At 39.0% G+C, this 11,708-nt stretch carries 13 protein-coding genes; 9 read left to right on the forward strand and 4 right to left on the reverse strand.

The genetic code is table 11. The features are described from left to right. Positions 1-201: 201 nt before the first annotated feature. Positions 202-519, reverse strand: a complete 318-nt coding sequence (locus IEW93_RS14400) for a hypothetical protein (RefSeq protein WP_188740004.1) — start codon at positions 517-519, stop codon at positions 202-204. A gap of 9 nt (positions 520-528) precedes the next feature. Next, positions 529-1,017, reverse strand: coding sequence for a hypothetical protein (locus IEW93_RS14405; RefSeq protein WP_188740005.1), 489 nt, complete (start codon positions 1,015-1,017; stop codon positions 529-531). Between the two features lie 95 nt (positions 1,018-1,112). On the opposite strand from IEW93_RS14405, the gene IEW93_RS14410 reads away from it, so the two are divergent. Genes IEW93_RS14410 through IEW93_RS14445 form a run of 8 tightly spaced genes read left to right on the forward strand, consistent with a single transcriptional unit; the run spans position 1,113 to position 8,072 of the window. Next, positions 1,113-1,658 carry a hypothetical protein gene (locus tag IEW93_RS14410; protein ID WP_188740006.1) on the forward strand — a complete coding sequence of 182 codons (546 nt, stop codon included), beginning with the start codon at positions 1,113-1,115 and terminating at the stop codon, positions 1,656-1,658. Further along, complete coding sequence (locus IEW93_RS14415) at positions 1,655-2,383, forward strand: hypothetical protein (RefSeq protein WP_188740007.1); 729 nt, start codon at positions 1,655-1,657, stop codon at positions 2,381-2,383. The genes IEW93_RS14410 and IEW93_RS14415 overlap by 4 nt, the downstream gene beginning before the upstream one ends. After that, positions 2,380-3,441 (forward strand): hypothetical protein, encoded by a 1,062-nt coding sequence (locus IEW93_RS14420; protein ID WP_188740008.1) that lies wholly within the window; start codon positions 2,380-2,382, stop codon positions 3,439-3,441. Before IEW93_RS14415 ends, IEW93_RS14420 begins: the two co-directional genes overlap by 4 nt. Beyond that, the gene (locus IEW93_RS14425; protein ID WP_188740009.1) at positions 3,441-4,403 is read left to right on the forward strand and encodes a hypothetical protein; all 963 of its coding nucleotides are present in this window, start codon (positions 3,441-3,443) and stop codon (positions 4,401-4,403) included. The genes IEW93_RS14420 and IEW93_RS14425 overlap by 1 nt, the downstream gene beginning before the upstream one ends. After that, positions 4,400-5,581, forward strand: coding sequence for a hypothetical protein (locus IEW93_RS14430; protein WP_188740010.1), 1,182 nt, complete (start codon positions 4,400-4,402; stop codon positions 5,579-5,581). The genes IEW93_RS14425 and IEW93_RS14430 overlap by 4 nt, the downstream gene beginning before the upstream one ends. Before the next feature lie 4 nt (positions 5,582-5,585). Beyond that, on the forward strand, positions 5,586-6,308 hold the full coding sequence (locus IEW93_RS14435) for a hypothetical protein (RefSeq protein WP_188740011.1): 723 nt from the start codon (positions 5,586-5,588) through the stop codon (positions 6,306-6,308). A gap of 12 nt (positions 6,309-6,320) precedes the next feature. Further along, positions 6,321-6,848: a hypothetical protein gene (locus tag IEW93_RS14440; RefSeq protein WP_188740012.1), complete on the forward strand. Its 528-nt coding sequence runs from the start codon at positions 6,321-6,323 to the stop codon at positions 6,846-6,848. Between the two features lie 3 nt (positions 6,849-6,851). After that, positions 6,852-8,072 (forward strand): secretion/conjugation apparatus DotM-related subunit, encoded by a 1,221-nt coding sequence (locus IEW93_RS14445; protein ID WP_188740013.1) that lies wholly within the window; start codon positions 6,852-6,854, stop codon positions 8,070-8,072. A 350-nt stretch (positions 8,073-8,422) separates the two neighbouring features. On the opposite strand, the gene IEW93_RS14450 is transcribed toward IEW93_RS14445, so the two are convergent. Both IEW93_RS14450 and IEW93_RS14455 read right to left on the reverse strand, forming a co-directional pair. Next, a complete protein-coding gene (locus IEW93_RS14450) occupies positions 8,423-10,285 on the reverse strand; it encodes a DUF2201 family putative metallopeptidase (RefSeq protein ID WP_188740014.1) in 1,863 nt (620 codons plus the stop codon). Positions 10,286-10,298: 13 nt separating this feature from the next. Continuing rightward, positions 10,299-11,036 carry a hypothetical protein gene (locus tag IEW93_RS14455; RefSeq protein WP_188740015.1) on the reverse strand — a complete coding sequence of 246 codons (738 nt, stop codon included), beginning with the start codon at positions 11,034-11,036 and terminating at the stop codon, positions 10,299-10,301. 101 nt (positions 11,037-11,137) lie between these two features. Between IEW93_RS14455 and IEW93_RS14460 the strand changes: the two genes are divergently transcribed. After that, positions 11,138-11,707 (forward strand): hypothetical protein, encoded by a 570-nt coding sequence (locus IEW93_RS14460; protein WP_188740016.1) that lies wholly within the window; start codon positions 11,138-11,140, stop codon positions 11,705-11,707. Position 11,708: the final 1 nt, after the last annotated feature.

The raw sequence follows: 11,708 nt of genomic DNA on the forward strand, positions 1-11,708 counted from the left end.
GAGGTTTTGCGCCAATACATAGAACAACAAAACAGACCTCACTGAACTCGCTTTCCCCGCCACAGGTGACGGGGCTACTCGCTCGTTATCAAGTTAAGCGCTAGATTTGAGCGGGTTTATTTGGTGTGCTACATCAACAACAAAAAAGCCACCGCAATGATTTGGTGGCTTTTGCCGCAAAGGTCCAGAGTTATTTTGATGTTAATGTGGTTTCGGAGCTCTGAAAAAATCACTACTAGCGCCGTTTTGCATCAGATCTTCGGCAATACGTGACTTAACATTTTCGCGCATTGTTCTGTTATTAATGTCATTCAATGAGGCCGACAAGAACATGTCTGGTTTTTGCCTAAACATTTGACATAGCTCGTCTGCAGTTGCATTTTCCATTGGCGCCATAGATGTGATTTCTTCCATCACGCTCTGCAAAAATAGTGAATGAGGCATGACAGCACTTTTAGACTCGATCACTTCACTTAAAGGCTTTATTTCCTCACCACCTAATAAATTTTTAATGGCCATATATTTACCTTAGCTATTAGCGTCAAGTGATGCGTGAAACAGAGGCACTTCATTTGAGTTGCCTTCGTCGCTTGCAACTCTAAATACCAGTGATTTTTTGTTAAGCAATAGTTCAGACAGTTCAGGTGTGATAGCTAACTGTATCCAAAAGCACTGAAAACTAATGAGCTTTTTAAGTAGGATGGTGTTGTTAACAACCCGGCATTCAAGCCAAGAAACTCTAGAGAACCATTCCAGCGATTCCGGGACAACGATGGCACCATCATCGGTGTCATAACCAAGAGTTTCACTAACCTCTTTATTACAGCACAAAACATGTCCAACCGGTGTAACCTTCCAGTCAGCCACTTGGGCTACGATTAATTTAGTAACCCAATCAGTGAGCATCGTGTAAACGTAAACACTTTGACTTTCTTTTGGGGTTAAAGATTGAAGTTTTTCCCCGTAATGCTCAAGTAAAATCTCGTTGGGGTCAGATTTTAGCAATTCTTCGTCCATATGGCGTCCTTACAAATTTCAGTTGAGATGTTTTTCATTTAAAGGTTATACTATACTTATCGTATACATCAACAGTTTAATGTGGTGATTGTAGCATGAATTCTGAACAAAGTGTTAAGACTGTTTTTGAGCACGCATTTGCCATTACCAACCCGGCGTTAACAACTTTACGAAGTGGTGATGAAGTATGGCCGCTTAAAATAGGGATAAGTAAGCTAGAGCCGTTTTTGATGAGTTATTGCACCGCTATATCTTCGCTCCTAAACATTAAGACTCAAATAAAATGCAATGTTGTTGCTGTAAGCGAAACTAGTTTTGATGTTATGTATGAAGAAAGTGATGAGTTGGATTTGGCTTCGTTTCTACTTATTGCTTGTGACGGTGTGGAACAGGTATTAAGCAGCTCCAAAGTCGCTAATGATTTGGTGGATGTAAGTCAATTGGTTCAATCGTTCAGCCCTAAAACCTTTGGTCTGGTAGTGGGTGAAATGCTCGACAGCAAGAGATTACAGCAAGGGTTGGTTTCAAGCATTTTAAAAGAGTCAGGCGTTCTACCGATTAAGGGATCTCGCAGAGTCGCATTAGCGATGGTAGATAGTATCGTAGAATCAAATGAGAAACTAACTGGACCGTCGCTATGACATCTGCGCTGAGCCAATTTAAATCCGCTATAACAAAAAAGAGACAGTCAATGGGGGTGACAGTCTCTAGAGTTTCGTTTGAAACAATTGGTGCAGCATTGAACTCAGTAATCTGTTCGCAGGAATGCGCTACGATTGAAGATAGAGCCTTTTTGATGAAGTCTATTATTGAAGAAGCTCGAAACTTGAAGGATAAGTTGTATTCTGAAGGTGTTGAACTGGATGATAAAATAGCGATAGATGTTATTTGTGCTATTGGAGAAAAGACAGGTTTATATGACCTTGAAACGATGAGCAAAGTTTATCCGATAGTTGATATAGTTTGTAGTTATATCGAAGAAGATAGCACCACTAATAGATTCCCATTAAGTAAAAAAACACAACTTCAGACGATCACAAGACTAATTCCTTTAATTTCTAGAGCTTTTTCAGATTATACAAACGAAAGGAATTTATTTCTAAGTGTCCTAGACGCAATAGAACAGGCTATAGCCTACCTCACTAAAACTTGTAACTTAAATTGCGATATTGGCGATGAAAGTGAAACATATCTTGAGGCTTGTACCGACCTCTATATCGCGACCCTTACGCAGTTTCTAACGGACAAAAACCAAAAGTACCTCTTGCAAGATGATCTAAAGCAGATCCGAGTTAATTACGGGAAAAATATAGGTCTGCTTATCTTGAGCATACAAAGTTCCCGCTTCTTAAGAGGTGATAAATGAATTTACGTAGAAAGTTAGTAGCGGTTATTTTCGGTGGACTATTAGGCGCGGCAGTGAACCTATATTCTAAAAAAGCACAAGCCAATCCACTAGATGACTTATTTGAAGAAGCGCTTGAATACATAAGCGATATTATCATTCGTTATTATGGCCAGCGTTGGTATGAAAACACTCAAGAGCAAATGCAGGAGTGGGGCGAATTTAATGGTGATCAAACGGTACAGGAAGAAAATACCCTCAGAGTTGATTATGCCAGGCTTGGTGATTCATTAAACGCGACGGAAAAAGAACTAGCAAACAGAGAACTTATGGCCGATACAGAGCCAACGCCATTAGATTGTTTAGGGGGCGAATCTAATATTATAAAAGAGGCCGGAAAAGTAAGTGTTGAAAATGAAAAAGCATTACGTTCTAACCTTAGAAATCCCAACATCAAAACATTAAGTGATAATAGTCGTGAAGGAATCGATGACTATCAAATTGATATCTCTAATGACGAAGGTGTCAATGCGTTGAGCGCTTCTATTGCAGATCCTGTTAACTATTTGATGAATGGCTTTGGATATACTGCTCCTGAGTTGGACGCTATAAATCAATTTATGGCTGCCAGCATGCCAAGAACAGAACAAATAAACTTAATTGGTGTAGGTAGCAGAGCTGATAGAAAAAATGGCGAAAGGGCCTCGAGAATTGCAAAAGTAAATGTTGTTAAATCCACCTTAGATCACTTGCTGGCAAAACGCACTAAAGTACAAGTTGGAAACTTGGATTCTCGTTTAGAAGATTTAGCCAAGTATTATTATCGTAATAATAACAGTTCATTAGGCTTAAGCGATTCGGAAATATTACAAATTAATGTTGACTTGTATACCAAAAACAAAGAATTGAATGCAAAGGTGAATGGTAGTGAAGGATTTGCTAGTTTCGTGCCGATTGGAATACTACTAAGTGAAATGAAGTCTATTGAAAATAAGTTGATTTCTGAAATTGCTGAAACAGACAGTGAGATAAACAAATTGTTGGCCATTCAATGTTTGCTAGAAGCGGAGGCTAATTAATGGACGAGCAGTTAACTTGTAAGTCAAGAAGGCGCTTTTTTAAGGTGCCCTTAGCATTAGTTGCTGGTGCAACCCTAGCTAGTTACAGCAAACCAACAATCGCTGATCCAATCCAACTTATCGTCCAAGCGATGGCTGAAGCGGCAAAGATTGCACTAGATACCGCGATTCAGCAAATCGAAACAATGATGAGCGACATTTGGAGCGCCGCTTTTATGGCTGACTCTACCAAGGTGGGGAAGGTAGGTGACGGTATAAATGTAACAAAAGTAGAATTATTTAATCAAAAAATGATTAGAGCTACGATGCCTGCTCCACGCAGTTGCGAAATGGAACTGCAAATAGACAATAAAAGAAATACTTCAACAAGTTTTAATACAAATGTTAATGGTGATGGTGAAAACTTTCTGAGTGAGATTCTATCTGACAAAAGGAGTTATGCCGCAGGTATTAGAGATATTTTAAGAAGGAACGATATTCATCTAGTAGAAGCAACAAGCTCCGGGCAAATAATACTAAGCCCTTCAAGTCTCTTTGGCGATATTACTAGACCATTAACCAGTGAAGAAGAACAAAACTATCGTGATACAAGCAGAAACCTTATTGGCTTCAATGGCACCTCAGAAACAACTGTAACAACAAATCCGGGAACCAACGGTAAGATATCAAGAAAGAAATTTATTCAAAAAGCTAATGCTAAAACGTTAGCGATGAGTGTTTTTGAAATTGACATTGCAAAGTTGAACTCTGGTATTTACGGCACGTTTTTTCAACAGGTCGAAGAAACTTACTTTAGTGCTCAATGGCGTTCCGAAACCTCTGCAGTAGCCGATATAGTTCCAGCAGGTATTAATCTTTACAACCAAAACACAGTCAAGCTTGACTTGTTGATCAATTTATTAAGGCTTAAAGAACAGACACTTGTCTTGACATTAATAAAAACTATGCAGGATTTGAAATGAATAAAACGACCCAATCAACAGTTGAAGAATTGGTTAACCACAAAGACAATCTATCAAAATGTCACTCAAATTCTGATGGCGAGTCTGGGTTGGGTGCTCATTTGGAAAAAGAGCCGACAGTTGATGTAAAGCCGGAAGATGTATCAACTCAATTAAATGGATATCTTAAACAGCTTGATGACCTAAAGGTCAATAATAAATCTGGTAGCTCGCCCAATGATATAGCACAAATTACAGCTATCGTTACGGGCATGATTTTGTTAATGCAATCAAACAATGCACAAGCGGCAAGCCTAAGCGACTTGATTGAAAGGTTTGCTCAAGAAATATCATCAACGTTGACTGATCAATTAACACCTATGTTTGAGGGTATTATGGCAATATTCTCTGGTGAATGGGGTTCACTGATGGAGTCTGAAGGTGATAAAACCACTGTGACGATTGCTAAGGTGGGAGACTCAATCAACCAAGTTGCCAAAACACTTGAGCAGGAGAGAATTAAACGTGAAACAGCACCAAGACCCAATGCTTGTGAATTAGATGACGCAGCAAGACTAGAGTCTTCAGCTAAAGCCAACACAGCAGAAATATCATCACAAGTAAAAGACAGAAATACCCAAAGCTATTCTGAAGAAGTAAGCAGTGGAGATAGGCCAGGCCTTGCTAAAGCGGCAGCAAAAATTAACAGTCCTGATACAGACTTAAAAAAAGTTTTAAATCCTTCAGTGCTAGATAAGGGCAAGTTAACTGATGCTGAAGTAGAACAAGCTGAAGTGTTCGTTGATATGCTAAAGGCTACTGCTAGTGAAGGGGTTACGATAAGACGCCATAATCCAGATATGAGCCAGCCTTCACTTATCAAGCAAGCTAAAAACGCAAGCAAAATTACTCATATAGAGCTCGCGACCTCCGTATTTGTCGATGATATAAATCGTCGAAAGATTGTTTCAAGCGGAGAGTCTGAACATTCGCTTTTAGAAAAACAAATAACCGATACGTATTACAGTGAAGCGTGGCGACAAGGTATTAATGAGCTAGCTGCACCAACTCCCCTGTTAATTGATTTAGCAATGCAAACAGCAACTACAAACAAACTTTTATTTGATATGGCTCAAAATCAAACGATGCAAAATAAACTTTTAGCATCATTAATTCTGAAAGCTAACGAAAGAGGTTAACGCTATGACGGCAACTATAGAGCAAGATATCAGCCAGGTTACGATAGAGAATGCTAATGACAAAGAGCTGCTAGAGTCATTGAAAAAGCAGATGATTGCTGATGTGCCAGAAACATCAAAGTTGTTCGAGCCAAGATATAAGAAAGAATTTGATTGGCAAGATCAACACCCTCACGCAAGTGATGAACAAGCCAATGATGAAATGGCTTACAATCGAAAGCTAATGGAAAAAAAAGCAAACGAGTCTGAAATAAAGACACTAGTTGTAGCTGAGATGCTAAATGCGCTTTTAAACAAAACAGGGCCACAATTCAAAACAACTAAATTAAAGCAAAATTATGATGATAAACATAAAGTGCTAGACATGGCTCTGCAGGCAGCACAGCTAAAGGCTATGAATGATTATGCCAAGCATCAGCTTGTTGAACATATGAATACGCATGGGATTGACACTCCAGAGGCTGCTATCGAAGCGTTCAAAGCAGATGGTCCAGGTTCGTTTAAAGAACTAACACAACAATTTGAGGCGTCGAGCGCCGCCCTTATGGACATTATGCAAGACGCTTCAGCTATTTGTGCCAACAATGTTTCAGCACCTTCAGAAATATTGAGTCCGATAGGCGATTCGATTGATGGTATGACTGAGAACATGAGAGAGCTACAGGAAACTGCTGTTAAGAATGTCATGGAAATGATCGATAACGTTCTTGCAAAATTTACAAAATAATAGGCGGTCTAAATGGGTATTATCAAAAAAGTAGGATTGTGGGTTATACGGCCATCAATATTTAACATGACTCCTGGTGCATCCAATCCCTTCTATGATGCGAAAAACGCGATCAAAAAAGCCTCATATGCACAGCAAATATCCGTTGCTGATATGGACGAAACGATTGTGGGAAGGAAGCATAAGATTATGGCCAAAGAGTTGATGAAGGTCCCAGAAAATGAAAGGTTGGACTCTGCACATTTACAGCTCTCATTAGCATTCCTTTATTTTGTAATTTACTTAATTTCAGTGTCACTATTTTTTTTCGCAAAGTCGGCGGTGTTTGAAAGAATTTCAACTCCTTTTGTTCAGTTAATTAATTCTGAATTTGGGTTCGTATATTATGTGGTCTTGGTCTTTATTACGATTGCTATGATATCGCAAGTCATCAGCGCTTTATGGCGTTCAACTATTTTAAGAAATCCACCTCAATCGGTACCTTTCCCGGTATTTTTTATAAAACCTAGTTTGTGGCTTGCTTCGTTGCGATGGAGGTAGGTAATGGATAACAAAGACTATGAAAAGGAAGCCAAAGACACGCTTTCTATATTCCTTATTTTAATAGCAGGAGCAGTAGCCCTAGTATATTTTGTGCCTGAAACGTATCAGCTCCCATGGTTTATAACTAAAAAAGCCGAAATTTATCTTATCATAGGGCTAAGTTATGTTGATTTAAAAAATGTAATTGTTAGTAGGGAGATGTTAGAGAACGCACTATTTATTAATCAAAAATTAAACGAAATTCCCATAGGTGAATTCTACTGGGAAGGTATGAACAACACAGATAAGGCAACTCATTTTTTTGGTTATGTATTTAATGTTATCTTGTTCGGTTTAGGAGCAAAGCTAGCCTTTACGAATAATGAAAAATTTAAAACCCGACATGATTTAGAAAGCTTGTTGAAGTTTACAAGTGTTAAATGGAGAACGCAGCGCTATCTTATAAAACACAACCCACTAGAAGTTAGCGGTTATGATGCTACTAAGTCAAACTTCAGAGTAAGAGACAAGCCTATCGAATATTTAAAGAGAAATGGAGTATTGATCTTCGATGGCGATAACTATGCATTTAATCGTGTTGCACTGCAGGAAGTTTATCAGAAGCAGCTGGGGCCAGAAAACAATGGGATTGACGGTTTAAAGGATTTTGAAAAAGTGCTTTTTGCGGCGTTCTCATTGGTATTGTGCTGTATAGATCAAAAAACAAATAAGACATCTGGAGTGAAAGCTTCGAAAATCGAGGCTGAAAATTTATTAGGTGATTTATCATTTTATTATAATGATGAATACAGCATTAAAGATGTTTTAAGTAAGGCTAAAAAGATAAATAACTATGCAGTTAAGCAAGAGAAGATACAAAAAATTCTTGCTAATCACGCACACAACACAACCCTGTTGAGATCTATGCTATCTCAAGTGAGAAAACAATCCGGCGTATTTGCTGCAGCCCTATTTGGTTGTATAGCGCTCGAAGATAGGGTGCAATTTGTATCGTTATTTGATGAGGGTGCGCCAGAGTCTGCAGTAGAGACATACGCAATCGAATTAAACTTACATTATGAGCAACAGACTGGTCGGCGGTGCCTTATGATGCATACTGCAAGGATGGAAAAATATATCGATATTTATTTAGCGAGGGCTCAATATAACAAGAAGAAATCGTTATCCACCAAGACAGATAATGACACAGGTCAAATTAATCAGTCACAAAAAGTGCTTTAGTCCTTATTAGAAAACAACCACAAAAAAACTGATTACATCATAAAAAACCCACTACGTTGTGGGTTTTCTTTTATTCTTTAGTGTATTAGTCATCTTCACTTCAGATTAGAGCAGTAAGCCAAAATCAACCTTCGATTTCGAACGGTGTCAGTTTGTATGAATCTAATAAAACCCCTGAAGAAAGTACGGTAACAAAATGCGCCTGCCTTATCCCGGAGCACAAAGTTTTAATTACTGTGACATGTTGGCCTCGAAACTGTGATGCTAAAGTATCTATTACTTCATCAGGCGAGGTGCAGTTTATTCGGTTATTAAAACTTTTAATCATATAATCCACTTAGATTTCCTCATCAAAATGCTAAATTTAATTCCGCTTTCTTATCTTGGTTTGCTTCGTACAAATCCTGTAAGTCCAGCTCTTTAGTTGAGTTTAGTGCATGGACCTCGGCAAAATTACTTACTTTCTTCTGAAATGCAGGGTTAAAGTCGTGCTCCCGACACACAAAAACTAGTGGTGGTAATTCATCGTGGAGATTTCTCTCTAAAGGGGCTGCGGCTTCTAAATCTGTAAGGTAAATTATACCGCCGGGCTTAAGGCCGTTTGAGTGTTCAATACAGTGTGTAATAGCCGTGTTAATAGGACCAGTAAACTCTGTGCCACCATTGCCGCAAACGTCAAGATTGTTAACGCAATCATCCAAGGTGTCTTTGGTCAACAAGAAGGGTTTGCCTCTAACAGCTGTATCTGCTGCGTAAACCCAGACTTTAGCTGTATCGTCTTCATCTACCATTCCAGCAGCAATTGAAAAGAATTCAACCATTGTGTCTTTATCTGAGTAAAGACTTCCTGATGTATCGACGATGACGATTGTGGGAAGGGTTTCGACTTCCCGTGGTTGCATGCTTTCTTCATATACAGCATATTCAACGCCCATAGATGCTGGGTCCTGGAAGAATAAATCTGTCGGCATGTCTGCATCCATTTGCCACTCTTCGCCTTCACCTACAATTATGTCTCTAATAACAGACTCGATCTTCATTTTAGGTTTTTTAAGCTCGCCCAATGCATATCCAACGGCTTCTTCAATATGCTGTCCAGCCATCTTGTCAGAAAATGGATTACTCCTTCGAATATCATTTATTCGTTGAAATGACTCCTGAACCTGGTCCTGAAAGCGATCTTTAATTTCTTGCACCTGGGCTTGGGTGGCATCCTTGCTAATGCCTAGTTTATCAAGGACATTATCAAGGCCATTTTCCTTCAGTTTATCGATAAAATCTTCTAGCTGCATAGTGTGGTTAAGATCAGTATTTGGTGACCTTACAATCTCACCAAGCTTGCCATATTGCTCTAAGTTCGGGATTTTGGGATTGTTAACATGCTGTTGTCCTTGTTGTTGTCCTTGTTGTTGGCCTTGCTGTTGGCCTTGCTGTTGGCCTTGTTGTTGGCCTTGTTGTTGTCCTTGCTGTTGGCCTTGCTGTTGACCTTGTTGTTGACCTTGTTGTTGACCTTGTTGTTGACCTTGCTGTTGACCTTGCTGTTGACCTTGTTGTTGACCTTGTTGTTGACCTTGTTGTTGGCCTTGTTGTTGGCCTTGTTGTTGGCCTTGTTGTTGGCCTTGTTGTTGACCTTGCTGTTGGCCTTGTTGTTGCTTCTTGGCGTTTTGTTGATTAGCTTCCTCGGTCAGCATTGAGCAAATAAGTTCTTCAGGGAAGTGCCCAAACTTCTGTATTTCCTCCGCTTTTAAACCCCAACCACCAAGCACATCGCGTAAATATGTACCCGGCTCAAGGTTTAGATCTCTCACCTTATCCATATTGATACGGATGTCTTGAGCTATATTTGAAATTTGTGGGTCAAATTGATTGCAACGAGTAAAGTGATCTCGACAAATGTGATCTAGTTCATGGGTTAACATAAATATAACGCCGTCACTTTTAGTCCCAAGGTTTTTAGCTTCTGCATCGGCAGCAAGCAGGTTGATGAACGTATCAGCATGAAGAAAAATACCTGCCTGACACGCAAAAGCGGTTGAGCACTCTGCTGTTAACGATGGGTGGTCATAAATAAACATAGGTGTTTTTTCAGCAATTAATGACAACAGCCCATAAGAGGGCAATCCATATTGATCTGTAGATGTTAGTACACTGCGATATTTATTTAGAACACCTTGTAATTTAGGCTGAGAGTTAAGCGTAGTCTGGGTGGTCATTGGTTTTAACTCCTTACAAGCTGTTATTTAGAGTTTCTGCAAACTCAGGGATAGATTCATTTTTGAATTCATTGGAGATAGATTCTGTTGCGGCATCTACCATTCGAGAGAAAATGACACTGGCTGTGCGTTCATGACCTGCTTGATTAAATAGGTCCAAGGCGGTTTTTCCATAAATTTTTATAGAGCTAACATCTGGATAAGCAATCAAGAACTTATCAAATATTTCAATATTTGAATCTAATTCCTGTTCAGAGCAAATAGCCGCGACAAATTCAATATAAGCTTTTTGTACATCTTCTATATTTCGATATACCTGATTATCAAGCAAAAAAGCAACACCTTGCTGGTCGTTGAATTCGCAACGTTTAGATAAAGGGTTGTAACCAGAATCATGCAGATTCTGCTTAAAATCAGAAAGGCGCGATGTATCCAATAAAAAATCAATAGTGGAACTATATTTCAAGTTAGACGACAACATCCATACATCAAGTCTGGGTGGAGCATCAGCCTTTCTTGCTTGCCTTGAATAGACCAGTTCATCACGAAGTTCGTAGATAGAGTTAGTACATCTGGTAGTAACGGACCCAACTTCAAAATCTGAGTTCGCTTGAGTTATCAAATATGCCAATGTTTCAACCCTCATCCAAGATGGGTTATCTTTACTAATAACAATTGGGATGCCAGCATCGACATTCATCCCATTAGCGCGTATGTCATTGAGATATTGAGTTGCACGTAGCTTAGACATTAGTGTTCCTTGTAAAACTACTTTTCATGTTGTAGATTAGTATAATGGCGAGAGCCCTATAAAACAAATGATAATGAAGTTCAGCTAACGTAGAGGTGTGTATGAATCAAACAGTCTCAGATGGAATGTTCTTAGGCCACTTGCCTAAGCAAATGCTTATCACTGACATGTTTACAGAGTTTTCGCACGAAGACCATTTGAGTTGTCCATTTGCTTCAGCTTATGAACAGGTGAGAGGTATGCCGTTTTTTAAAGGGCGGTCAACGCCTCTTACATTAGTTTATAACGACGAGAATGATTTTGTTTTGGCTGAATCAACTCTAAAAGTTGTCTCGGACATGACTGGTTATGGCATCGTGAAAAGTTCAGATGAAATTGGTGTTAAATCAATTTTACATGCAAAAGTTAATGCAGATGATTACGCCGAAGTGTGCAAAGTCCTCAGTAGCCTTGTTAAAAGTGATAGAAGTGTTTTAGAAATTACAAATTTTAAAAACATTGAGTATCTGTCATTTGTTGCGCTTTCAACGCTTATTGAACAGAAGTTGGTCGATGGTGTAAAGGTCAATGGTTTGGCCATCGTTTTACAAGAAAGTCGCAACGAAAAAATTAATGAGAATGAGTATGCTCGTAAGCTTCGCTCATTGACAATGACAATTAATGAGCAGTAGG

Source organism: Shewanella inventionis (genome assembly GCF_014641855.1).
GTDB classification, from domain to species: Bacteria; Pseudomonadota; Gammaproteobacteria; order Enterobacterales; family Shewanellaceae; genus Shewanella; species Shewanella inventionis.